The 24,028-nt window shown below is 69.0% G+C and carries 21 protein-coding genes; 13 read left to right on the top strand and 8 right to left on the bottom strand.

The window, feature by feature from the left end; genetic code table 11:
• Nucleotides 1–233: 233 nt before the first annotated feature.
• On the top strand, nt 234–953 hold the full coding sequence (locus tag LCL61_RS27465) for a S1 family peptidase (RefSeq protein ID WP_340682398.1): 720 nt from the start codon (nt 234–236) through the stop codon (nt 951–953).
• A gap of 303 nt (nt 954–1,256) precedes the next feature.
• Here the strand turns inward: LCL61_RS27465 and LCL61_RS27460 are convergent, their stop codons facing one another.
• Nucleotides 1,257–2,042 carry a twin-arginine translocation pathway signal protein gene (locus LCL61_RS27460; protein ID WP_340682397.1) on the bottom strand — a complete coding sequence of 262 codons (786 nt, stop codon included), beginning with the start codon at nt 2,040–2,042 and terminating at the stop codon, nt 1,257–1,259.
• A gap of 163 nt (nt 2,043–2,205) precedes the next feature.
• Nucleotides 2,206–2,781, bottom strand: coding sequence for a CGNR zinc finger domain-containing protein (locus tag LCL61_RS27455; RefSeq protein WP_425341938.1), 576 nt, complete (start codon nt 2,779–2,781; stop codon nt 2,206–2,208).
• 64 nt (nt 2,782–2,845) lie between these two features.
• On the opposite strand from LCL61_RS27455, the gene LCL61_RS27450 reads away from it, so the two are divergent.
• From LCL61_RS27450 to LCL61_RS27425, 6 genes are all read left to right on the top strand, one after another.
• Nucleotides 2,846–3,484 carry a haloacid dehalogenase type II gene (locus LCL61_RS27450; protein WP_340682395.1) on the top strand — a complete coding sequence of 213 codons (639 nt, stop codon included), beginning with the start codon at nt 2,846–2,848 and terminating at the stop codon, nt 3,482–3,484.
• A gap of 71 nt (nt 3,485–3,555) precedes the next feature.
• A complete protein-coding gene (locus LCL61_RS27445; RefSeq protein ID WP_340682394.1) occupies nt 3,556–4,053 on the top strand; it encodes a hypothetical protein in 498 nt (165 codons plus the stop codon).
• Complete coding sequence (locus tag LCL61_RS27440; protein ID WP_340682393.1) at nt 4,053–5,432, top strand: hypothetical protein; 1,380 nt, start codon at nt 4,053–4,055, stop codon at nt 5,430–5,432. Before LCL61_RS27445 ends, LCL61_RS27440 begins: the two co-directional genes overlap by 1 nt.
• On the top strand, nt 5,429–6,799 hold the full coding sequence (locus tag LCL61_RS27435; protein WP_340682392.1) for a VWA domain-containing protein: 1,371 nt from the start codon (nt 5,429–5,431) through the stop codon (nt 6,797–6,799). Before LCL61_RS27440 ends, LCL61_RS27435 begins: the two co-directional genes overlap by 4 nt.
• Before the next feature lie 19 nt (nt 6,800–6,818).
• Nucleotides 6,819–7,931: an ATP-binding protein gene (locus LCL61_RS27430; protein ID WP_192744695.1), complete on the top strand. Its 1,113-nt coding sequence runs from the start codon at nt 6,819–6,821 to the stop codon at nt 7,929–7,931.
• Complete coding sequence (locus tag LCL61_RS27425) at nt 7,928–10,684, top strand: hypothetical protein (protein ID WP_340682391.1); 2,757 nt, start codon at nt 7,928–7,930, stop codon at nt 10,682–10,684. The genes LCL61_RS27430 and LCL61_RS27425 overlap by 4 nt, the downstream gene beginning before the upstream one ends.
• 18 nt (nt 10,685–10,702) lie before the next feature.
• Here the strand turns inward: LCL61_RS27425 and LCL61_RS27420 are convergent, their stop codons facing one another.
• Nucleotides 10,703–12,238, bottom strand: a complete 1,536-nt coding sequence (locus LCL61_RS27420) for a carotenoid oxygenase family protein (protein ID WP_340682390.1) — start codon at nt 12,236–12,238, stop codon at nt 10,703–10,705.
• Between the two features lie 83 nt (nt 12,239–12,321).
• Here LCL61_RS27420 and LCL61_RS27415 point away from each other — a divergent pair, with 83 nt between their 5' ends.
• Nucleotides 12,322–13,041 carry a TetR/AcrR family transcriptional regulator gene (locus tag LCL61_RS27415; RefSeq protein WP_340682389.1) on the top strand — a complete coding sequence of 240 codons (720 nt, stop codon included), beginning with the start codon at nt 12,322–12,324 and terminating at the stop codon, nt 13,039–13,041.
• Here the strand turns inward: LCL61_RS27415 and LCL61_RS27410 are convergent.
• Nucleotides 13,025–13,630 carry a TetR/AcrR family transcriptional regulator gene (locus tag LCL61_RS27410; RefSeq protein ID WP_340682388.1) on the bottom strand — a complete coding sequence of 202 codons (606 nt, stop codon included), beginning with the start codon at nt 13,628–13,630 and terminating at the stop codon, nt 13,025–13,027. The genes LCL61_RS27415 and LCL61_RS27410 overlap by 17 nt on opposite strands.
• Nucleotides 13,631–13,720: 90 nt before the next feature.
• On the opposite strand from LCL61_RS27410, the gene LCL61_RS27405 reads away from it, so the two are divergent.
• Nucleotides 13,721–14,593: an alpha/beta fold hydrolase gene (locus LCL61_RS27405; protein WP_340682387.1), complete on the top strand. Its 873-nt coding sequence runs from the start codon at nt 13,721–13,723 to the stop codon at nt 14,591–14,593.
• Here the strand turns inward: LCL61_RS27405 and LCL61_RS27400 are convergent.
• Nucleotides 14,575–15,183 carry a TIGR03086 family metal-binding protein gene (locus LCL61_RS27400; protein ID WP_340682386.1) on the bottom strand — a complete coding sequence of 203 codons (609 nt, stop codon included), beginning with the start codon at nt 15,181–15,183 and terminating at the stop codon, nt 14,575–14,577. The two genes, LCL61_RS27405 and LCL61_RS27400, sit on opposite strands and share 19 nt — an antisense overlap.
• Before the next feature lie 70 nt (nt 15,184–15,253).
• Here LCL61_RS27400 and LCL61_RS27395 point away from each other — a divergent pair, with 70 nt between their 5' ends.
• Entirely contained in the window at nt 15,254–15,682 is a 429-nt protein-coding gene (locus tag LCL61_RS27395; protein ID WP_340682385.1) for a MarR family winged helix-turn-helix transcriptional regulator, read from the top strand.
• A 7-nt stretch (nt 15,683–15,689) separates the two neighbouring features.
• Here the strand turns inward: LCL61_RS27395 and LCL61_RS27390 are convergent, their stop codons facing one another.
• Nucleotides 15,690–16,313: a hypothetical protein gene (locus LCL61_RS27390; protein WP_340682384.1), complete on the bottom strand. Its 624-nt coding sequence runs from the start codon at nt 16,311–16,313 to the stop codon at nt 15,690–15,692.
• A 13-nt stretch (nt 16,314–16,326) separates the two neighbouring features.
• A complete protein-coding gene (locus LCL61_RS27385; protein WP_340682383.1) occupies nt 16,327–17,442 on the bottom strand; it encodes a sensor domain-containing diguanylate cyclase in 1,116 nt (371 codons plus the stop codon).
• A 146-nt stretch (nt 17,443–17,588) separates the two neighbouring features.
• Here LCL61_RS27385 and LCL61_RS27380 point away from each other — a divergent pair, with 146 nt between their 5' ends.
• Together LCL61_RS27380 and LCL61_RS27375 are read left to right on the top strand one after the other, a co-directional pair.
• Nucleotides 17,589–20,585 carry a DEAD/DEAH box helicase gene (locus LCL61_RS27380; protein WP_340682382.1) on the top strand — a complete coding sequence of 999 codons (2,997 nt, stop codon included), beginning with the start codon at nt 17,589–17,591 and terminating at the stop codon, nt 20,583–20,585.
• Complete coding sequence (locus LCL61_RS27375) at nt 20,578–21,282, top strand: hypothetical protein (protein WP_340682381.1); 705 nt, start codon at nt 20,578–20,580, stop codon at nt 21,280–21,282. The genes LCL61_RS27380 and LCL61_RS27375 overlap by 8 nt, the downstream gene beginning before the upstream one ends.
• Here the strand turns inward: LCL61_RS27375 and LCL61_RS27370 are convergent.
• Nucleotides 21,270–22,268: an enoyl-CoA hydratase/isomerase family protein gene (locus LCL61_RS27370; protein ID WP_340682380.1), complete on the bottom strand. Its 999-nt coding sequence runs from the start codon at nt 22,266–22,268 to the stop codon at nt 21,270–21,272. The two genes, LCL61_RS27375 and LCL61_RS27370, sit on opposite strands and share 13 nt — an antisense overlap.
• A 99-nt stretch (nt 22,269–22,367) precedes the next feature.
• On the opposite strand from LCL61_RS27370, the gene LCL61_RS27365 reads away from it, so the two are divergent.
• On the top strand, nt 22,368–24,023 hold the full coding sequence (locus LCL61_RS27365; protein WP_340682379.1) for a DUF885 domain-containing protein: 1,656 nt from the start codon (nt 22,368–22,370) through the stop codon (nt 24,021–24,023).
• Nucleotides 24,024–24,028: the final 5 nt, after the last annotated feature.

Raw genomic sequence — 24,028 nt, 5'->3', positions numbered from 1 at the left:
CGGGTTATGTCCCTGGAGTTATGCCGCCTTCTGTCTCAAGTGGACGGACGCCGGTCGTCGTAACCGGCGGGCGGTTCCGCTACCTAGAGCGCCACTTAGCGGTGTCGCGGCGTAGAGATAGGTATCCACTGCACGACTTTCGTCGGTGTCAGGTTTCTCTTGCCGCGCACCAGAATCAGCACACCCGTCCCCATCGCGCGGCCGAAGCCGGGCCGCAGAAATGAGTCGGAACCATGCGACTGCGCTCCTTCGCCCTGATCGCCGGCACCGCCTTCGCGGCGCTGCTCGGCGTCACCGCCCCCGTGGCGTCCGCCGAGGAACCCTCCTCCGACGTCCAGCCGATGATCATCGGCGGCCAGAACGCGTCGAGCGGCCCGTGGGCGGCCAGGCTCTTCGCCAACGGCAGGCAAACCTGTACCTCGACGATCATCGCGCCTCAGTACATCCTGACCGCGAAGCACTGCGTGGCCAGTAGCGGTACGTTCACCTTCCGGATCGGCAGCCTCGACCAGCAGAGCGGCGGCACCATGGCCACCGGCTCCACCGTCACCCGGCACCCGAGCGCCGACCTCGCGATCGTGCGGCTCACCGCGCCGGTGAACGCGACGTACTCGCCGCTGGGCACCACCGCCGACGTCTCCGTGGGGCAGACCGTCCAGGTCTACGGCTGGGGCGCGACCAGCCAGTGCGGCTCGGAGATCAACTGCCAGTCCCGCTACCTGAAGGTCGCCAACGTCTCGGTCACGTCGGTCTCCTGCCGTGACTACAACGGCGGCATCGCGGTGTGCGCGCGCCGCGGCGACGGCATCACCGCCGGTGGGGACTCGGGTGGCCCGATGTTCGCCTCCGGCCGTCAGGTCGGCGTCGCCTCGACGAGCGACCGGCAGACGACCACCGCCTACACGAACATCACGCGGTACCGGCCCTGGATCCAGCAGATCGCCGGCGTCTGAGGGGTATCGCGGACGTGGCGTGATCCAGCACGGGGCCGAACTGGCTGACGTAAGCTGACCGAGTGGGGTCGTGAGTGGTAATGAGGGTTAGAACGCTCATTACCACTCACGACCNGCAATGAGGGTTAGAACGCTCATTACCACTCACGACCCCCTTGCAGGATCGGACAAATCACCCGAACCAGGTGTACTTGAGAAAAGTGTCTCTTGTGGACAGAATCGTGAAGGGTGCCACGTTTGCCCTGCCCTCCGGCAAAGGGCCCTCCCTGGCCGTTTGTCGGGGAGGGCCCTTTGGGGTTTGTGCTAGTCGGGACGGCCGACTTGGGTGTTCGACAGGTCGAGGCCGATCGCGAAGTCCGCCGTGTAGCCGCTTCCGGTCTGTTGTGGACGCAGCAGCATCTGGGCACCGCCGTTGCGGTAGATCGAGTCCCGGCTGTTGGTCGTGTCGGCCGGACCTTTCCGCCGGTACGGTTCGGTCCGCAGATAGGCCGCGCCGAACTCGGGTGTGAAATAAAGCTGCGAGGTGAACTCGTACGGCCTGCCGTTGGTTCCGACGGTGCGTATTTTGATGTGGATATGCAGCGTGCGTCCCGTGTACCAGCCTGGCAGAATGGTGGTGAACCGGGCCGCTCCCGATTGGTCGGTGTTCTGGTAGCCGCGCAGGAAACGGCGGCCGCGACTTCCCTGGGACGGAATGTCGGAGTACAGCCCGAACGCGTCGCACTGCCAGAGGTCGACCATGGCGCCCGGTAGTGGCGTGCACTGCTGCTGACGGATTTGCTGAACGGTGAAGTTGATCGCCAGCGCGGTGCCGGGAACCAGTTGCCCGGTGGATGGCTCACTGCGGATATCGGAACGGTTGAGCCGTTCGTCGACGAAGTACGGGCCCTCCATCTGCTCTGGTTTGACCACGCAATCCAGCGTGCAGACCTCGGGTGTGCCCGCGTTGAAGGTGGTGGCGTTCGCGGTGGCGGATCCGGCGACAGTGAGTGTCGCGCCGGCGGCGCCGAGAAGGATCAACGCCTGCCGCCTGCCGAGAACTCGGCCTACTGGCTCATCATCGTCATGCATGGGGTTCCTTTTCGCCAAATGATGGGAGTAAGGGAACTGAGCGCGACAAGTGGATTGCCGAAAGGTGTCGCGCGCATTCGATTGTCCGCCATGATTCGGTCGCTGTCGAGAAAGTTCACTCGCGTGCATCATACTTCGAAGCGAGCAGTATTCTTTGATGGGCCGAATTCGTGAACCGCTGCTACGACATTTCGCCTACGACTTTCTGATGTCCATCTTGAGAAAGCTTGCGTGCCCGGTGGTTCGCGACGTTGACGCGGTTTCCGCATAATCCTGGCATGCAATAGCGGCGTCGTCCGGGACGCGTGGTGTCGATGAACGCGCCTCGGCAAGTAGGTGCGCCGCAGGCGCGGAACCGTTCCACGCCGAGAGACTGGACGACGCCGAGTATCCCGACGCCGCAGGCCAGGGCCAGGGAGTCCGCGACCGTCGCGCCAGGCCGGGCCGAAACGGCCCATCGTGCGCTGTCGGTCAGAAGGGTGACGTCACCGATCGAAGAGGTGAGCGCGGTGGCTCCGGTGATGAGGCGTGCCTGATCCGGGTGGTCGATCAGATCCCGCACCGTGACGCGTAACCGATGAACGGCACGCAGATCACCAGGCCGGGTGGGCTCAGGCAGTGCGTGAAGCTCGGCGAAGGCGGCGAGAGACTCCAGGTCGGGAAGCTTGTCTTCGCCGTGCCAGACCTCCGGGGCGGTGTTGACCAGGTCGGTAGCGACGCCCGCCGCCCGGACGTAATCGTCTAACGCTACTTGCATCCCTTACCGGCCTCTCGTACCTTCGCGGTTAACTGCTAGTTTAACCCTTACCGGGAGGTTGTCCGTGGAGATCGACGCCCTGGTGTTCGACATACTCGGCACGCTCGTCGACGAACCGGCCGGGATCCGCGAGGCGGTCCGGCAAGCGGTGCCGGGCACCGATGCGGATGACCTGGTCGGCCAGTGGCTGGGCCACGTCGAGACCGAGCAGCGGCGCATCGTCGCGGGGGAACGGCCGTTCGCCCCGAGCGACGTTCTCGACCGCGAAGCGGCCCAATTGGTCACTAAGACCGACGTGGTGCCGAGGCTTCCGCCCTGGCCCGACACCGTCGAAGGGCTGGCTCGCCTCGCGGAGCGATACCCGCTGATCGGTCTCTCCAACGCCGGCCGGACGAGCCTGCTCCGGATCAACGCCCATGCGGGTCTCCGGTGGCATCAAACGCTCTCCGCCGAGGAGGCGCGGACCTGCAAACCGGACCCGGCCGTCTACGAGCTGGCCGTCGAGCTGACCAAGACGAGGCCGGAGCGGCTGCTGATGGTCGCCGCCCATGCGTGGGACCTGAGGGGAGCACAGAGCGTCGGTCTCCGGACCGCCTACGTCGCCAGGCCCCTCGGGGACCCGCCGAAGGCCACGGATCGGTTCGACTTCCACGCCGACGGCCTCGCCGATCTGGCCGGTCAGCTCGCGAAAAGCCGGATGTGATCAAAACTGTCGGTGCCTCCCGCTAGGTTCATCCCAGTCCCCACCGAGGCACCCCGCAAGGAGAAGATGCGTTGTCAGACTGGGAAAGAGCAAGCACGGCCAGGGTGTTGCCACCCGCCCGCCCGCGCAAGCTCGCGAAGGTCCCGTTCGTCGAACTGGCCGACGGACGGGTGCAGGGCGTGGTGTCCAGCGGATCGGACATCGGCCGGGTGTACGTCTCGTCGGTCGCGGCGAGCACGTACGAGTTTGCCTGCAGTACCAACAACAACCGGCCCTGCGGCGGAGCCCGGGGCATGTTCTGCAACCACATTCTCGCCCTGATCAACGAATCCACCCTTCAGTACGGTGCGGAGCGGGTCGCGCGGTACTTGCGCGTCGAGGTTCCGGAGCCGACCGTGCAGGCCATTTCGCAGACCATGGGCGCGACGCGGCCGTCGCAGGGTGACAACACCGCCGCCGCTTCCGTGTTCAGCCAGTTCTTGCGGCACTTGGCCTACCTCGAATTCGAGCCGTCGACGGCGCCGGTACCGGAGCTGCAGTGGTTCCCGCCGACGAGGGCGGTGGTCTGATGCGTGTCGATCTGCTCACCGATCCCATCGCCGGTCTCGACGAGGCGCTGGCGGTTGTCGATGCCTTCGACGACGTGCTCGTCACCGGCTTGCTGCGTCCCCAGAAGATCGCGGGCTTGACGGAGCTGGCTGACGCCGTCGCGGGGTCGCCAATGGCGTCCAGAGTGGCCGAGGCGGCCGAGAAGACCGCAGCCGGTGCCGCAGGGGAGGAACATTTCGTTTCCCTTGCGGCGGCACGGATCGCGGTGTTCGGATCCGTGCACGACGCGGTCCTCGCACGGCTTGTCGAAGCGACCGGCAGGCCGCAGGGTGAGGACTCCGCCGGTCAGACCGCCGAGACGGAACCGCCCAACCTTCTGGTCGCCGCACGGTCTTGGCTGTCCGATCTGGCCCGCGCGGGCTGGCAAGGTATCGACCACGACCTGATCTCGGCTTCGGCGCAGGTGATCTCCGCGCTGCTCGCGGAGCCGAGCCTGCGTCGGCTGGCCGTCCTGCTCGACGGTTTCGCCGCGGAACTCGCGGCGTCCTGTCCTGGTGCGGCGTTGGAGCGGATCCCCGCCCGGCGCTGGGGCGACCTGTGGTCGCGCGGAATGCTGCTGACCCTGCCCGGGGCGGCGGCGACGCCGGTGATCGGCACGGTCACCGGCCGCCTGTTGCCTCTCGGGGTCGACCTGCTGGAACATGCGACGGCCGCGCAGGCCCAGGTCCACGCGGTGTTCGAACCCGAAGACGGCACTCCGCCGCGGCTCGTGCGCGCGAGCGTGACCGCGCCGAAGCCGGACACGATCATCGGCGCCGGGATCTGGCAGTTGCTGCGCCCGCATCTTTCCCTGCTCACGGCGATCAGCGAGGGCCGCTCGATGGATCTCGCCGACATGCCGGTCACCGCGGAGGGCGATCTGCTCTGGCGAGACGACCATGCCCGTCTCGGAGAGCCCGCGGACGCGTTCTCGACCGCGCGCGTCGCTCTGCCGAAGGCCGTCACGCCGACGGTCGAGCCGCTGGATCGGCACCCGGTGCGACTCGCCGTTCCCGTCTTCCTGGAGGGATACGGGATCGAGGGAGACGAAGACGCGCTCACGTTCACCTTCGCCGGGAATCGGCTCTCCATCGAGACCGATCGCATCCCGGCCGCCGGCCCGCTGACACCCAAGGCGGTCGCGGGTTCCAGCGCGTGCGTCGGCCTGATCCGGTGGGACGGCGGATTCCGCCTCCAGCCGCTCGCCGTCGAAACCACCGTGCGCAAGAAGACCACCGCCGTGCACGCCGGAGCCTGGGCAGGCGGCACCACGGACAAGGCCGGGGTGAAGGCCGAGAAGGCGGCCACCGACGCTGCGGCCGTATTGCGCGAACGCGCCGGAAGGCTGTTGCGGAAATGACCGAACCCGAGGACAACCGCCGCCAGGTCCTGTACTGGCGGCTGCTCGCCCGGCTCTTCGACACCGAGGAGCAGGCCGCGCTCGAATCGGCGAGTGTGGCCGTGGTCGAGGACGTCGGCCTGCCGTCCGCCGTGCTGGATCCGAACGTCGCGGTCGACTCGATCGTCCAGCGTCATCCGGAGCTGGCGGCCGAGTTCGACGGGCTGATGGTCCCCGAAGCCGAGGACAGCCGGGACAAGGCCGCGGAAGTGCGTCGCGCGGCGCTCGTGTCGAAGGTGCTGCTCAACGTCTTCGCTCCGGCGCCGCACACGGTGACGGCAGGGCAGCTGTCCCGCTGGCAGGCCGACGCGGGCTGGCTGGAGCGCGCGCTGGGCTGCCGTCCGGGCGAGTTGCGCGGAAGTCGTCGCGGTGGCGCCCCGACCGGCCTCGGCGGCACCGGCGGTGGCGGCGCGCCCGACTTGAGCACTCTGCTCCCGGCGATCGGCCCGGAGCTCGGCGGCATCGAGGCGGACCTCGTCAAACGGATGCATCTGCGTGAGGTCCTCGCCGACCCGGCGCTCGCGGCGAAGCTGAGTCCGAGCATGTCGCTCATCGAACAGTTGTTGCGGGACAAGGACAACTTGTCCGGAGTGGCGTTGGCCAACGCCAAATCGCTCATCCGCCGCTACGTCGACGAGATCGCGGAGGTCCTGCGGACCCAGGTCGAGAAGGCCTCGACGGGCAAGGTGGACCGTTCGGTCCCGCCGAAGCGCGTGTTCCGCAACCTCGACCTCGATCGCACCATCTGGAAGAACCTCACCAACTGGAGCCCCGACGAGGAGCGGCTCTACGTCGATCGCCTCTACTACAAGCAGACCGCGAAGAAGACCACGCCGCAGCGGCTCATCGCGGTCGTCGACCAGTCGGGCTCCATGGTGGACTCGATGGTCAACTGCGCGGTGCTGGCCTCGATCTTCGCCGGACTGCCCAAAGTGGACGTTCATCTGATCGCCTACGACACGCAGGCGCTCGACCTCACGCCGTGGGTGCACGATCCCTTCGAAACGCTGTTGCGCACCAACCTGGGCGGTGGCAACGACGGCATGGTCGCGATGGCGCTGACCCAGCCGAAGATCGCCGAACCCTCGAACACCGTGGTGGTGTGGATCTCGGACTTCTACGAGACCCGCGTCGAGCAGCTCTTCGAAAGCATGGCCGCGATCCACCGGTCCGGGGCGAAGTTCATCCCGGTCGGCTCGGTCACCAGCGCCGGCCGGGGCAGCGTGAACCCCTGGTTCCGCGAGCGCTTCAAGGATCTCGGCACGCCGGTGATCTCCGGCCACATCACCAAGCTCGTCCACGAACTCAAGACTTTCCTCACCTCCTGAACCTCCCGAAAGGCAAGACATGTCCGACCTGTTGCGCGCCCCCGCCGAGATCAAGTACGCCGAAGAGCTGGACTGGCTGGAGTCGGTCGACGACAACCCCAAGCCGTTCGCCTGGCGTCTGTCCCCGAAGATGCTGCGCCTGTTCATCCTCGGTTCCGAACGCGCCGACGGCCTCGACCGCGAGATCTCGCAGAAATGGTTCGGCGACCGGAACATCGTCGAGCGGGCCATCGTCACCCTCGCCTCCGACCGCGGCCTTCTGCTGATCGGCGACCCCGGCACCGGCAAGAGCTGGCTCGCCGAACTGCTGGCCGCGGCCATCTCCCGCAACTCCACGCTCGTCGTGCAGGGCACCGCCGGCACCACCGAGGACCACATCAAGTACTCGTGGAACGTCTCCATGGTCATCGCTAAGGGCCAGTCCCGCGAGTCGATGATCCCGTCGCCGATCATGACCGCGATGGAGGCGGGCTCGATCGGCCGCTTCGAGGAGCTGACCCGCTCCACCAGTGACGTGCAGGACGCCCTGATCTCGATCCTGTCGGAGAAGTACATCTCGGTACCGGAACTGGACAGCGACGGCATCGTCTTCGCCAAGCCCGGTTTCTCCGTGATCGCCACCGCGAACAGCCGCGACCGCGGGGTCAACGACCTGTCGTCCGCGCTCAAGCGTCGCTTCAACTTCGTCCGCATCCCGGTGGTGACCAACAAGAAGAGCGAGGCCGAGATCGTCCGCTTCCGCACCGAGGAACTCCTGCGCCGTCACCAGATCGAGCTGGACGTGCCGCCCACGCTGCTCGACGTGCTGCTGCGCAGCTTCGGCGACCTGCGTGCCGCGGCGGCGTCGGCGGGCAGCGACGACGAGAAGCTGGAGTCCGCGTTGTCCACCGCCGAACAGATCGGCGTGCTCGAAGACGCGGTGCTGCACAGCAACTTCTTCGGCGAACGCGAGCTGACCGCCCGCACGCTGGCGTCCTCGCTGGTCGGGTCGCTCGCCCGTCGCGAGCCGGAGGATCTGGCGATCCTCAACAAGTACCTGCACGGCGTCGTCGAGCCGCGCAGCAAGGACGAGGGCGGGGACTGGCCCGAGTTCCTCGACGGCGGCCGCGACGCGATCGCCAGCCTCTCGTGAGCGGCGCCTTCGAGGCGTTGCGCGGCCAGTTGCAGGAGGCCGCGGCCGCCTTCGCCGACGGGCCCGGCGCACTGGAGGGCATCCTGCTCGGGCTCGTCGACGACGTCGACCGCGCGGTGCGCGAGCCTTTGGAGATCTTCCCGGTGTGCCACCATTCCCCGGCTTCGGCCGTGGCGATGGCCCGGCGGCTGCGGGAGAAGCAGCCGAAGGTGGTCTACCTCGAACTGTGCGAAGACATGGCGCCGTTGCTGACCGAGCTGCGCAACTGCCGTCTCCCCGTGGCGGTTCAGGCCTTCGCGACCGAGGTGAAGGGATTCCCCGCGGAGTGGGCGCCGCTGTCCGTGGTCGCGCCGATCACCGAGGCTTCCGCCGAGTACCAGGCGATCGCGTACGCCCTTGACACCCCGGGAGTCGAGCTCGTCCTCGTCGACCGGTCGGCGGACCACGCCTTCCAGTGGAACGAACGCGAACCGTCCCCGGAGCCGGACGCGTCGCCTGCCGAGGAAGAGGCGGCGTTGCACGGTGACGCGGTCGGCGTCGAGATCGGTGATCTCCGGCCCCGGTTCGCCGAACTCGAGGAACACCTGCTGCGGCACGGGCGGGTGCGGCACTGGTCGGAGTGGTGGCACCAGTACGTCGAGCTGCCGCTCGGCGACAGCGACCACGACACCTACCGCCAGGTGATGTTCCTGATCGGCAGCCTGTTCCGTCGTCTCGCGCCGGGCGACACCCGGCGTGTCCGGGTGGACGAAGACCGCGAGCGCTACATGTGGACCCGGATGCGCGAGCACCTCGCCGCCTCGGGTGCGGCTCCCGCGGACTGTCTCTACATCTGCGGTGCCTTCCACGCGGCCAGCCGGGTCGCGGAGTTCGGCGTCGAGGGTACGGACGGGTTCGTGATCAGCCCGCGCAGCGAGAGCACCTGGCAGTACGGCCTGATCCCGTCGAGCCATGCCTCGATCGAGGCGCAGTTCGGGCTCGCCGGGGGATCGGTGTCGATCGCCGCGACCGAGTGGGCGAAGAACCTGAAGCGCACCAAGGTGAAGCAGTTCCAGCTGGAAGGACAGGTAGGAGGGCCGAAGCGGAAGAAGGCCGCGGAGCTGCCCGCGCCGACGTCGGATCCGGTGGCGTCGGACCAGCTTTCGGGTTTCCTGCAACGACCTCCGGTGCTCGACCGGCTGGACGAGGCGGAACTGCTGGGCTGGTCGGTCGAGATCGTCCGCGCGGCGCGGCGCAATGGGTACCTGGCCTCGACCGCAGACGCCATCGCGGTGTTCGAGACCTCGATCCTGCTGGCGGGTCTGCGCGACCGGGCCAAGCCGACGCCGTACGACTTCCAGGACGCGGCGGTCACCTGTATCGAAAAGGACGTCGTGCCCGGCAGGCGTGACGTGCGCCGCCTCGTCGAGATCATGATGGGCGGGGACCGGATCGGCCAGGTCGGCTACGACGCGTTGCCGCCGCTGGCGCGTGACGTGCACGACCGGCTCGAACCCCTGAACCTCAAGCTGCAGCAACGAGGGGTGCAACGGGCGCTGCTCGACATCGCGTCGAGGCCGGAGCTGGAGCCCTGTTCCGATCTGCTCTGGATGCTGCGCTACCTGATGCCCCACGGTGCGGCGCGGCCGATCATGGGGGAGCGGCGGCTCGGTGAACGGCCGATCCAGGAGTCGTGGGATCTGGCGCTGGGCACCCACCAGCGAGCCCTCATCGAGCTGGGCTATGAGGGCGTCAGTGTCGAACAGGTGCTGGAGCAACGGCTTCGGCGTGCCGCTTACCATCCGCAGGCCACCGCGGCGAAGGTGCTCGGGGCGGTCGAAGACGCGACGCTCTACCTTCGCAGCTCGCGGCTGGCGGGAGAGCTGGGCACACGTGCCCTGGAGGTACTGGCCACCGAACGCACCGTCGACGGTGCCCCGGAAGTGCTGCGGCGGGTGCGGAGGCTGCTGGCGCACTACCGGACCAGCGAGCCGGTGCTGCCCCGGTGGATCGAGGACTTCGTCCGGACGGGGTACGCGCACTACTGCACGCTGCTCCCGGCGGCCTTCGCCGACGAGGAGGCCGGCGTCGAGCAGGTCGCCGCGATGCTGGGCTTCCTGTTCAGCATGGAGGCGCTCGCGTTGTCCCTGGGGTGCGACCGTACGCAGCTGGAGCTGGCGATCGCCGGATCGCATCCGGAGGAGCCTTCGAAGGTGGCGCTGTTGTGGGCGGCGCAGGTCCAGCTCGGCCGTCTCACGCGTGCGGAACTGCGTGAGCGCTGCGCCGCACTGCTGGCGAACCCGATGGTGCTGCCGGCTTATCCGCGCTACCTCAGCGGTTTCGTCCACGCGTTGGAGCCGGCGCCGGGATTGGCCGACTTCGTCGTGGAGGCGGTGTCGAACGCTTTCGCCGAGCTGCCGGACAGGCTGCTGCTGCCGTGGTTGCCGACGTTGATCACCACGTTGCGGTCCCGGGGCGCGGAGCTGGTGCCGCTGCTCGTGCGTGAGGCAGGGCGGATCTTCCCCGGCAGGCTCACAGCTCTCGACGCCTGGGTTCCGCCCTGGAAGGACCAGCCGGAACCCCTTGCGGTGACGAGGAAGACCGGGGGAGGCGGCCTCGCGTTGCTGGCGGCGCATCCGGCGAGCTGCGACGCCGTGGCAGGCCTGCTGGGCTGTGAGGAGCCGTGGGCGAGCACCGCGCGCACCGGCTTGGCGCTGCTCGAGCGGTATCCGGACTCCGCAGCCGCGTTGGAGGAGGTGCTCACCGGCGGGTGAACCCGGGGTTCTCGCGGATCACCGTCGGCTCGTCGTCGGAGTAGGCGCTGAACCCTTCCCCGAGNGTACCGACTGGGGCGGGCCGTGATCGAGGCCCGCGGCGTGGACCCAGCTGCCGTGGAAGCCCAGCGGCACCGGCCTCGGCAGATGGATGCGGGCCAGTGGCTTCGCGGTGAAGTCCTGCGCCGCGAGGATCACCAGATCCGAGGCGTTGCGGTCGGGATTGTTCACGTAGGCGAGGGCGTAGCCGTCGTCTTCGGACTTGCTGCGGGACGACGGCACGAACACCGCTTCGCTCGCGTCGGCGCCCCGGCCGAAGCGGTGTACCTCCGAACGCCCGTTCCGCAGGTCGTGCTTGATCAGCGCGTTGCCGAAGGAGCCGGAGGGCTTGTCCAAGTAGACGTCGAACAGTTCGCCGGGAGAGGCCGAGTACCCGTACCTGTGCCGCCGCGATACGAGGCTTTCGTTGACCCGCGGGAACTCCTGCGGCCGGTCGTCGAGAACTCGGCGCCGGACCCGTCCTTGCGCGAGATCGATCGTCCAGCGCTCCAGCACCGGCGGTCCCGACGCCGACGGGCCGCCGAAGCCCTGCTTGCCGGCCACCTCGAACGGAGCCGGCATCGTGGTCAGGTCGACCACCACCGTGGAGCCCTGTTCGTAGGCGTTGAGCGTATGCGAATAGAACACCGGATCCACCCCGAACCAGCGGACCGGGCCGCCGTCGCGGTTCATCACCCCCACCCTGGCCGGATGGCCCGTGTTCCACTTGTAGGGCACGACCTTGCCCGGCTGCGGATCGAAGGTGACCGGCACGTCGAAGACGACCACGTAGTTCTCGGTGAGCCCGAAGTCGTGCATCATCGGGCTTCCGGTGACCGGGATCCTGGTGGTGCGCACGACCCGGCCGGTCCGGTCGACCATCAAGTGTCGTACGTGATCCCACGTCGGGTGATAGGTCACCGCGTGCAGCTCGTCGGCGCGGGCGTCGAACTTGGTGTGCGCGGTGTAGGAGCCTTCCAGTGAACCGCCGAAGTCGAACGGCCCCAACGTGTTCAGCTCACCGTCGAGTTCGTACGGCGGAGCGCCGGACTCCTGAAGGGCGAGGATGCGGCCGTGGTGGCCGATCACGTGCGTGTTCGGCGCGAAATCCTCGGCGGGCACCGGCCACGGGTACCGCTCGCCGAGTTTCGCCGCGACACCGGACGAACGCACCCATCGGTTGCGGTACCACTCGGCCTTCCCGTCGCGCAGCCGGACGCCATGCACCATGCCCTCACCCAGCATCCAGTGGTGGGCGCGCGGGTCTTCGAGCCCGAGCACGTTCGGCCCGGTGCGCAGATATCGACCGCAGAGGTCTTGGGGAATGCGGCCGGTGACCGGCAGACCGAACGCCGTCACCTCCTCTTTCACCGGCGCGAACGCACCTTCGACGAACGGGTAGCGCGGATTCTGCTCGGCGAAGGCGGATTCGCTGCTCCCGAAGGTCGCGGCGGCTCCGCCGATGGCCAGCGCCGCCGCCCCGCGAAGCACGTTCCGCCTGGTCGGTTCGGTCATGGTCGATCCCCCAACTCAGTAAGTAACTGTGTATGCCATGAACGGTGTATGGCTTTACCTGTTTTGGGTGCAACAATGCGGCCATGGACGACGTGGAGATCGAGTTGCTGCCGCCGGGCACCGCGCTGGCGTGGGGTCACGCCCCGGCGCCGCGGCGCGGGCCGAAACCGGGATACAGCCTCGAGCAGATCGTCGACGCGGCCATCGCGCAGGCGGACGCGGAGGGTTACGCGGCGCTGTCCATGCCGTCGATCGCCAAACGTCTCGGCATCACCGCGAACGCCCTCTACCGATATCTGAGCTCCAAAGAGGAGCTACTCGTCCTGGTGGCCGAGGCGGCGTGGGGGCCGCCGCCGGAGCCGGCGTCCGGCGATTGGCGCGCCGCGGTCACCGTCTGGGCACGCGCGCTCCTGGAGCGCTGCCGCCGCCATCCGTGGCTGATCGATCTGCCGGTGCGCAGAGCACCGAGTACGCCGAATCTGCTGGGGTGGCTGGAGAACTTCCTCGAGGGGATGGCGGACTCGGGCCTGAGCGTCCAGGACGTGACCGGCTGTGCCGTCCTGGTCGACGGATGGGTCCGCAGTACCGCTTCCTTGCTCCGGGACGTGAACGCGAGCCCGCCTGATCAGGTCCGGGCGCTGAGCGGGTTCCTCGGCCCGCGCCTCGAAGGGCGGGGCTATACGCGTGTCGCCGCCGTGATTTCCGGTGAGGCGTACGGCGAGGAGGGCATGGAGGAGGCCGACGTCGAGTTCGGCCTCGGTCGCATCCTGGACGGTATCGAGGCGCTCATCGAACGCCGGTGAACACTTCGTCGAGCCGGTAGTCGACGATCTCCGACGCGCGTTCGGCCGTGTAGGCGTCGACCATGATCCCCGTGACCAGACCGGCGGACATCGTCGCGAGCGCGTTCGCCTCGAGCAGGGGGTCGAGGCGGGCGGGGACGGCACCTTTCTCCTGTGCCGCCCGGAGCAGGCCGGCGATCGCGTGGACCAAGTGGGGCAGAAGGGGTTCCTGATCGGGATCCTGGCTCCCGCGCGTGACGTCGACGGCGAAGTACGCGATCTGGACCGCGGCCAGCATGCGGCGGCGTTCGCCGTCCGGCAGGACGGCGGTCAGGTAGGCGCGCACGATGGTGCGTTCGTCCCCCGTCTTCATCGCCTCGCCGATGCTCTTCCCCGCGATCTCGCCGGTCAGTTCGACGACCCGCTGCCAGGCGAACCGCAGCATCTCTTCCTTGGTCGGGAAGTAGTACTGGACCAGGTTCATCGAGATGCCCGCCTCCGCGGCCACCGCGCGCAGGGTGACCGCCTGCAGGCCTTGGGCGGCGGCGATCCGGAAAAGGGCCTCCGCGATTTCGCGCCTGCGCTCTTGGTGGTCGACACGTTTCGGCACGCGATCACTCTGCCATGCCGGCGAGGACTGGCAGGAACGGCCACCCACTGTTATGGTGCAAGTGCACTATAAAAACTTCGAGGAGGTCCGATGCTGGGGGAGTTCACCGACGAGAAGGCCGAGGAGCGCTTCTTCGCCACTTATGACGCGATCCTGCGGAAGTGGCCGGTTCCCGCCGAGGAACTGGACATCGCGACGAGATTCGGCCCGACCCGCGTCCGGAGTTGCGGGCCGGAAGACGGTCCGCCGATCGTGCTGCTTTCCGGGGGAATGGGCACCTCGCTGTCCTGGTATCCGCATATCGCCGAACTCGCCGCCCGGCACCGGATCCACGCGGTCGACAGCATCGGCGAGCCGGGGCGCTCGATCCAGACCGCTCCCATGGAGTCCGTGGAGGACTGCGCGGACTGGCTCGCCGAGGTCGTCGACGGGGTGCTCGCGGGAACCGGCCACGAAAAGGTCCACCTCGCCGGCGTTTCGCGAGGTGGCTGGCTCGCCTTGAACCTCGCCACCCGGACGACCGGCCGGATCGCCGGTGTCGTCGCCATCGAAGCCGCGGGGTTCGGTGTGATCGACCGGAGCTTCATCTGGTGGAGCTTCCGGGAGATCTTCCTCTGGTTCCTGCCCAAGTGGCTTCTCCGGCTGGTGGCTTCCGGCGATCCGGACGTGCGGCACACCGTGCGGCCCCTGTTGTTCGCCGCGCTCAAGTACAAACAGCGACTACCGGAGATGCATCTGTTCAGCGATGACGAGTTGTCGGCGATCGACGTGCCCACCCGGATCATCGTCGCCGAACGCAGTGTCATCCAGCGTGCCCGCGAGGTGGCGGCCCGGCTCGCCTCGCTGAATCCGCACATCGAGGTCGAAGTCGTTCCCAAGACGACTCATGGGCTGTCCCTGGAGAAACCGGAGCTGGTCACCGCCCGGATCATCGAGGCCGCGCATCACGCCGCGACCACCTGATCCGGCCACGACGGCGATCGGCCGAGCAGGGCGACGATCGTATCCAGGTCGGACCGCCCCTTCTCGTCGACGGCCGGACCGAAGGCGGCGCCCGGAGCCTTCCGGTTCTTCCCGTCCGGGATCGCCTTTGCGAAGCCCAGTCCGGCGTCGAGCACCTCGCGCTGGAATTCGAGCGGCAGGCCGAGGGTTTTGGCCACGTCCCAGGAGTGCACCAGGTAGTCGACGAAATGGAAGCCCAGTGCCTGCTCCGCGGTGAAGGTGATTTCGGTGGAGAACTCGGGAAGAGCGAACTTCCGGTCGGCGAGGTCGTGGGGGGCGAAAGCGTTCAGGACCCGGTTCACCGAGGCGCGATAGGTGGCGATGGGGTCGTCGCCCAGCGGGAGCAGCCGCCAATGGTCGAGGTGGCTCTCGCCTTCGGCCGCGGCGGCGAACCCGTGGTGCTGGGTGGCCATATGTGCCAGCAGGCCGTGCAAGGTCCAGGCGCTGCACGGGGTCGGCTTGATCAGATCCGCGGGGGTGATCCTGCTGACGAGGTCGAGGCTGGTTCGGGTCACCAGGGCGTCGAGGACGCGGAGTTCATCGATAGGCATACGCATATAATCTACATATGCTTACGAGTTCGTCAACAGGTCTCGCGATCCGGGTCGGTATGGTCTGCGCATGGCGGAGAAGGGGAGGCCGGATCTCGCGGCGATGCTCGGCGGGCTGATGCGACGGCTGATGAACGCCGAGACGCCGGTGCTGGCCGAGCACGGGTTGACCATGTGGGGCTACGTGGTGCTGAGCGCGCTCGACGACGGGCCCGTCCGCACGCAGGCCGCCCTCGCGAAGGCGATCGGCGCGGACAAGACCCGGATCATCGGCACCCTCGACAACCTTCAAGAGGACGGGCTGATCACCCGCGAGCCGGACCCGAAGGATCGCCGGGTCCGGCTGCTGGGGATCACCGAAGCCGGCCGCGCCGCGCGAAGGTCGGCCCAGTCGAAGATCCAGGAGCAGGAAGAACGGTTGCTCGGACGGCTTTCCGCCGGTGACCGGGCGGCGTTCCTCCGCGCCGCGCGCCTGCTGTCCGAAGCCGAGTGGCCGTGACCGGGGTTCACCCGAGTTCTTCGGTGACCATGCCCGGCGGGTAGTCCGACGGCGACCGGCGCCACCATGCGCCGAAGGCGTGAGCCAGCCGCCGTGGCACCTCGACCTGCGCGCCGCCGCCATGAAAGTCGATCGTGACCAGCACGCCGCCGATTTCCGAGGTGTCCCAAGGGATTCGCCGGATCAGTTTCGCGTAGTCGGCGCTGGCGGACACGAACGTGACCACCTTCGTCGCCCCGATCCGGCGCGCCTCCCCGAGTACGGCGCTTTCCAGTACTCCGGACGGCCAGTCGCCGAGTTTGAGTTTCCGGTCGTAGTAGGCGATCGGCTCGTCGGCGCGCAAGATGCCGTAGCCGCCGCTGAGGAGCAGCAGCCGACCACTTCCGGCGGCCTCGGCCAGCGCGCCGCCGGCGTTCCGGTAGAAGTTCCCGGTGTAGCGCAGCCAGGCCTGCCGCAACCCACCGTTGTCCACCTTGGACCGCTCCAGGACGTCGGCCCGCGCGTGTAGCAGCGGCTCGGGCCACGCCTCGCCGGTCTCCCCGGACGCGTCACCGCCGCGGATCTTGGCTTTCGAGGGACCGAGGATCGTCAGCGCCTCGCGCGGATCGATCGTGTCCAGGACGGTATCCACCGGAGTGACCGTATCAGTGGAACCAGGTCGAACCAGTGCCGTTCGGTGTCGGGAGCATGCCCTGGCTGGGCGGCCACAACGCCGTCGACCGCACCTGTTTCAGCTGTCCGCGCAGGGAATGCACGGGAAGTGGCCGCTTCCGGGTGAGCATGGTGGTCGTCCGCGGATGTAGATCCACGAACGGGTAGGTCGCGTGGAGCGCGCCGAGCCGCCGTTCGAGACGGAGGCTGTGTTCGGTGAGGTCGGCGGCGTCCAAAGCGGGCTGGACGAGGAGGAATTCGTCGGTTCCGAGCCGCACGGCTCTGTCAAGAGGGCGCAGATCCTCGCGGATCAGGTCCGCGATGTTCTGTTCGGTGTGCATCCTGACCCGGTCGCCGTGGCGTCTGCCGACCTCGGCGAGATCGTCGACGGTGATCATGATCAGCCCGAGGGGGACGGTGTCGGTCGACGCGCCCAGCCAGCCGGAGATCCCGGCCATGGTCGCCAGCCCGGTGTCGGGATCGATCGCGAGCGCCGGTTCCTCCGGTTTCGACGGCGCGCGCCGTTCCAGTCGCCCGGCGAGGTGACGCAGCGCCGCTTCCGCCCGGTTCTCCACGGGAGTCGCCGCGGGAGTCGTCACGCTGTTCAGCACTTCGTCGATCTTGATCCGCGCGGTGGGCGGCAGGCGATCACCGAGCGCGTCGCGCAGGCGGACGACCTCGGCGTAGGCCTCGTCGCGGCGGAAACCCCAGCGGCCCTGGAACCGCCGTGCGGCTTCCACCGTGGACGCCGACGGGTCGACATCGTCGAGGTCCTGGGCGACGACCGAGCCGCCGAAGGTCGGGGTGAGCACCGCGACCGACCACTCGCGGGCGAGGCTCTCGTCGGCACGCAACAGGACAGGGGTCACGCCGTGCGGCAGGTCCGGGCGGCCCGAATCGACCATCCCGACCACAGTGACGGCCGCGCGGCGCGCGATCCTGGCGTAGACCTCCCGTTCCCGTTCGAAGTAGGGCAGTCGCTGGAAGAGCGCGAGGACGACCATGTCTTCGTCGGTGCCTTCGGCGAGCGCGGCTCGCTCCACGGCGTGCGACGCGATCACGAGCGCGCGTTTCGAAAGCACGCCGGCGCGTGCTTCTCCGTCGGTCATCGAAGGATCGCTTCCGTGTGGGGATGAACTGATCAGGTTAGAAGAGCGGTCGGCCGCCGCCTAGCCACACGATGGTGTGACCCTCGCTGACCGGACGCTGATCGGTCCCGGGCATGCTGGAGGGACCAGACCGCGGAAGGAGGACCATGTCGCCACTCGTCGTGCACGGCCTGTGGTCCCGGGGCCGCGGGATCGTGCTCTGGGCCGAGCACGGCGACCGCCCGGCGACGACGTCGATGCGGCCGTCGAGCGCGGCCCGGCCGCACCCGTTCGCCGCGTCGGTCGCGGATCTGACCGCCCTGCACCCCGGCAAACCGGCGTCGGCCGTTCTTCTGCTTCCGTCGCGTCGCGGTGGTCCGGTCGCCTCGCCCGAACTGGGCTCCCGCGGCCGCCCGCAGCAGGAGCTGACCCTGGAACCCTGGTCGGTGCCCGCGCTCCTGATCGACCCATCGGAGCTGGAGGACCTGGCCGAAACGGTCGGCTACGGCACCTCGGTCCGCCATCTCCGCGCCGTCGTCCGGCTGGCGGACGATCTGGTGCGCCGCGGCCGCGTGCTGCCCACGCTCGTGCGGAACGAGATCGTGGCGCGGGCACGCTGGCGGCCCGTTGCGCGGGGAGGTGACGCGGTCGCGGTCCGGGCGCTGATCGCGGCCACCCCGCCGGTCGGCCGGGCCGAACATCCCGGGCCGGATCCGGCGGCGCTCGTCACCGACGCGCTTCACACCCTGGTCGACGCCGCGGTCCGCGATCGCCTCGCCGCCGCCGGGCACGCCACGGAAAGCGATGGCCGCGAGGGCCCGTTCGGGTCGTGGCTCCACGCGCTGAAGAGCGCCGACGACCGGATCGGCCAGGCGCCGGGCCGCATGGGGATCGTCGCCGAGGGCATCTCCGCCTGGGACGCGGTCGGCGACACCGACCTGACCGAGGGCACCGTCTGTTTCCGGCTCGACGAGGTCCCCACGCTGCACGGCCCGGCCGACGACCCCGACGACCAGACCGGCGACGGGACCAAGTGGCAGTTGCGGTTCCTCCTGCGCTCCACGGCCGATCCGAGCCTCCTGCTTCCGGCGGAAGACGTCTGGTCCGGTGAGGCCGGCGCCAAGTTCACCGACCCCGAGGGCCTGTTCACCGCCGAGCTGGAGCGTGCCGCCGGTGTGCTGCCGCTGCTCGGCCCCGCGGTCGACGCCGAGAAGCCGGGTATCTACGACCTCACTGTCGCCGAAACCGTGGAGTTCCTCGACGGCGGCGCGGAACGGCTGGCGGCGGCCGGATTCGACGTCCAGCTCCCGGCGAGCTGGGGCGGCAGGCGCAAGCTGGCGCTCAAGCTGTCCGTGCGCGGCGCGCCGGTCGACCAGGCCGCCGTGCACCGGCTCGGCCGTCACCAGCTCGCCTCCTACCGCTGGGCGCTCGCCGTCGGGGAGGACGCCCTAACCGACGAAGAACTCGCCGGGCTCGCGGCCGCGAAGTCGTCACTGGTCCGGCTGCGCGGCCGCTGGGTGAGCGTGGACCCAGAGCTGCTGCGCGCCGGTCTCGAATACCTCCGCCGCGACCCGGACCGCGAGAAACCGCCGCTGCCCACCCCCGCGGACCTGCTGGCCCTGCTCCACGGGTTCGACGAGACGCCGCTCCCGGTCACCGAGGTCACGACCGACGGTTGGATCGACGACTTCCTCGCCGGTCGTGTCCAGCGCACGATCGAGCCGGTCGAGCCCCCGTCGACGTTCCTGGCGACCCTGCGGCCTTACCAGAGCCGCGGTGTCGCGTGGCTTTCGTTCATGGCGTCGATCGGGCTCGGGGCCTGCCTCGCCGACGACATGGGGCTGGGCAAGACCGTCCAGCTGCTCGCGCTCGAAGCGATCGAGCGGGCACAGGGGGACAGGCCGCCGACGCTGCTCGTCTGTCCGATGTCGCTCCTCGGGACGTGGCAGCGGGAGGCGGCGAGGTTCGCGCCCGGGCTGCGCGTCCACCTCCATCACGGCGCTGATCGCGGCCGCGTCCGGACCGAGGGGGCGGATCTCGTCGTGACCACCTACTCGACCGCCGCCCGCGACGCCGACGAGCTCGCGGCCATCCGGTGGCACCGGCTCGTGCTCGACGAGGCGCAGGCGGTCAAGAACCAGAACACCGGCCCCGCGCAGGCCCTGCGCCGGTTCCCCGCCGGGCACCGGATCGCGCTGACCGGGACGCCGGTGGAGAACCGGCTCGCCGACCTGTGGTCGCTTTCGGATCTGCTCAACCCCGGCGTGCTCGGCGGCAGGCAGGAGTTCCGTGAGCGGTTCGAGGTGCCCATCGAACGCCGGGGCGATCTTCCCGCCGCCACCGAGCTGCGCCGGCTGACCCGGCCGTTCCTGTTGCGGCGCCTCAAAACCAATCCCACCGTGCTCGCCGACCTTCCCGAGAAGATCGAGATCCTCCAGGAGTACCGCCTCACCCGCGAACAGGTGACCCTGTACCGCGCCACCGTGGACGAGATGATGACCAAGATCGCCGACAGCGCCGGGGTCAAACGGCGCGGCAACATCCTCGCCGCGATCACCAAGCTCAAGCAGGTCTGCAACCACCCCGCGCATCTGCTGCACGACGGCTCGCCGATCGGGCACCGGTCCGGCAAGGTCAACCGGCTCGAAGAACTCCTGGCGGAGATCCTGGACGCCGGTGATCGCGCGTTGTGCTTCACCCAGTTCGCGGAATTCGGGCACCTGCTCGTACCGCATCTTTCGCACCGACTGAACGTGAAGATCGCCTTCCTGCACGGTGGCCTGTCGCAGCGGCGCCGGGACTCGATCGTCGAGCACTTCCAGTCCGGTGAGGGCCCGTCGATCCTGCTCGCGTCACTGAAGACCGGGGGAGCGGGGCTGACGCTCACCGCGGCCACCCACGTCCTGCATCTCGACCGGTGGTGGAATCCGGCGGTCGAGGAGCAGGCCACCGACCGCGCCTTCCGCATCGGCCAGCGGCGCAGCGTCCAGGTGCGGAAGTTCGTCTGCCCCGGCACCATCGAGGAGCGGATCGACGCCGTCATCACCAAGAAGGAAGCGCTGGCCGATCTCGTCGTCACCGACGGGGAGGACTGGCTCACGGAGCTGTCCACCGATTCACTGCGCGACGTCTTCGCGCTCGGGCGGGAGGCGGCCGATGACTGACGGATTCCGCCGGGCACTCGACGAGCTGGGCGTCCACAAAGGACTCGTTCCGCCCTGTCAGGTCGACACGCTCACGATCGGGGCCGGTGCCGCGGTCGCCAGGGTCCGGGTGACGCGGCAGCGGTTCTACGAGGTCCGCATCGGGCTGCCGACGTTCGGCAAGCAGGTGTGGACGGCGGTCATCGCCGCCGTCGCCGCGGACGAGACCGCGAGGACGGCCTTGCTCGACGGCCGGATCCCGGACGACATCGATCGCTTCTTCGCCGCCGAGCAGGTGCCGCTGTTCCCGGAGGCGGCATGGGAACTGTCGCTGGACTGCACGTGCCCCGGCACCCGCGTTCCCTGCGATCACCTCGTCGCCGGGCTGATCGCGCTCGAAGAGGAGGCGGACCCGTTCGCCATCTTCACACTCCGCGGCCGCGACCGCACGGCCTTGCTCGAAGAGATCGGACGGCAGGCGGGTGCCCGGGTGACCGCCCCGTCAGCGGAGGCCGAGCCCCTGGGTCTCGACGAGGTGATGGACGACTTCTTCGGCTGGGGCCCGGCCGGCGACGTCACGAACACGCGACGGCCGCGGGCCGGGGACCCGTTGGGACTGCTCGACGAGGTCCCGCCGCTCACGGCCACAGTGGACGGAACCTCGGTCACCGCCCTGCTGCGGCCGCTCTACCGGGCGATCACCGGTCAGGCGAAGTAGGCGTCGACGAGCTCGTCGTCCACTTCGGACAGTGTGGCGGGGGACCACTTCGGGGAGCGGTCCTTGTCGATGATCTGTGCTCGGATCCCCTCGGCGAACTCGGCGGACGAGAGCGCGTGGGTCGAGATCCGGAGCTCCTGCGCCAGCGCGGTTTCCAGATCGGGCATCGCGGCGGCCGACCGGAGTGCCCGCAGGGTCACCTTCAGCGCGGTCGGCGACTTCGCCTCGATCTCCTTGGCCGCGGTGGCCGCGGCGTCCCCCTCGGCGTGGAGCCTGGCCAGGATCTCCTCGACGGTGTCCGCCGCGTAGCACCGGTCGATCCAGGTGGCGTCGCCGGCCAGCGCACTCGGCGGCGCGGGTTCGGCGATCAGCTCCAGCGCGTTGTCCGGTGTACGGGCCGCCAGCGCGTCGAGCAGGTCCGGGATCCGTTCGCTGGGCACGAAATGGTCGGCGAGTCCACAGTGGATCGCGTCGGGTCCCGAGATCGCCCCGGCGGTGAGCGCCATATGTGTCCCGAGTTCGCCGGGCGTGCGGGACAACAGGTACGTGCCACCGACGTCCGGGACGAAGCCGATACCGGTCTCGGGCATGCCGACCCGGGAGCGTTCGGTGACGATCCGGTGGCTGCCGTGCGCGGAGACGCCGACGCCGCCACCCATGACGAGCCCGTCCATCAGCGCGAGATAGGGCTTCGGATAGCGCGAGATCACGGTGTTGAGGTGATACTCGTCGGCCCAGAACCGCAGGGACGCGGTGCCGCAGGCGCGGGCGTCCTCGTAGATGGCGCGGATGTCGCCGCCCGCGCAGAGCCCGCGATCGCCGGCGCCGTCGATCAGCACGGCGCGGACGCCCGGGTCGGTGCGCCATGCTTCGAGGTGGTCGAGCATGGCGAGGACCATGCCGTGGTTCAGCGAGTTCAGCGCACGCGGCCGGTTCAGCGTGATCCGGCCGATTCCGCTCTCGACGAGGAACTGGACGTCATTCACGAAGCCACCCTAAAAGTAGGATGTCCGACCATGTGGAGCTTGTGGCCTAAGCCTCATAACCGCGAGCGAACGCCGCGAGGGTTCTGGTAGTCATCGGATATGAGCGAACAGCCGACGGCGGCGGAGCTTGCCGACGACCTCCTCGACGTCCTCGCGACCGAGCTGCCCTTGATGGCGACCTTCGACAACGTCCCAGGACACGATCACGAGCTGCGGGACGTCTCGGAGGCGGGTGACGATCGGCTGAGGGAACGCGCCGTCCGCATCGCCGGGCACGCCGCCCGGTCCGCGGATCCGGACCGGATCACCCTCGGTGTCGTCGCCCACCACGCGGAATCGCTGCTGACCAGGCTCGACTCGCGGCTGACCGAGTTCGTCCTCGCCGATCAGATGGCGGCCGAGGGGACCGGCGTGCTGTCCTGGCTCCCGCAGCTCGAGCCGTCGGGGGAGCAGGCGGAAGAGGACTATCTGGCCAGGCTGGCGGCGTTCCCGGAGTTCTTCGCGGCCCTGGCCGACCGCCATCGCGCCGGGATCGCGGCGGGCCGGACCCCGGTGGAACGGGCGGTGCGCGGGGCGATCGACCACGTCGACCGGTTCCTGGCCACCGAACCCAATCCGCTGCTCGTCCCGCCGCTGACCGGTGACCGCGCGGAGCGACGGCGACGGCTGTTCACCGAAAAGGTCCGCCCGGCGCTCGTCGCCTATCGCGAAGTGCTCGCCCGTGAGATCGCCGGACGTGGCCGTTCCGACGATCGGCCGGGCCTCTGCTGGCTGGACGGCGGCAAGGAGAGCTACGCGGGTCTGGTCAAGACGCACACCACCACTGGGATCTCACCGCAGGAACTGCACGACACCGGCCTCGCGCTCGGGCGGGCGCTGGACGAGGAGTACCGGCGGTTCGGTGCGGCCGTGTTCGGCGAGGACGACCCCGTCGCGGTCCGGCGGCGGATGCGCACCGATCCGTCGCTGTGCTGGCGGGACGCGGACGAGATGATCGCGACCGCGACGGAAGCGGTCGCGCGGGCCACGGCCGCCGCGCCCCGCTGGTTCCGCCGGGTGCCGTCGGCCGAATGCGTGGTGCGTGCCGTGCCGGAAGCCGATGGCCCCTCGGCGGCGCAGGCGTACTACATGCCGCCATCGGCCGACGGCACCCGACCCGGCGTCTACTCCACCAACACCTACCGGGTGACCGAACGCTTCCGGTTCATCGCCGAGTCGGTGGCGTTCCACGAAGCCGTTCCAGGACACCATTTCCAGGCTTGCGTGTCCTACGAGCTGGAGGACGTCCCCCGGCTGCGCAAGCTCGTCCCGCTCTCGGCGTTCGACGAAGGCTGGGCGCTCTACACCGAGCGGCTCGCCGACGAGATGGGCCTGTACTCCGACGACGTCATGCGGCTGGGCATGGTCGCCGAGGACTCGTTGCGCGCGGCGCGGCTCGTCGTCGACACCGGGCTGCACGCCTTGGGCTGGACGCGGCAGCAATGTATGGAGTACCTCACCGAGCATTGCGTGCTCAGCGACGTCGAAGTGCAGTCCGAGACCGATCGGTACATCGAATGGCCCGGTCAGGCGCTGTCGTACATGACGGGCAGGCTGGAAATCCAGCGATTACGCACCCTCGCCGAGGAGCAGCTGGGCGAGGCCTTCGACATCCGGGATTTCCACGACGTCGTGCTGAGGAACGGGCAGGTGCCGCTGCCCGTGCTCGGCGACATCGTGCGGGAGTGGGTGGCCGGCACGCGGCGCCGGGAGTGACACCG

It is taken from the genome of Amycolatopsis coloradensis, assembly GCF_037997115.1.
Lineage (GTDB): Bacteria > Actinomycetota > Actinomycetes > Mycobacteriales > Pseudonocardiaceae > Amycolatopsis > Amycolatopsis coloradensis_A.
The sequence above is the reverse complement of the archived record's forward strand: the minus strand, read 5'-3'. Positions and strand labels throughout refer to the sequence as shown.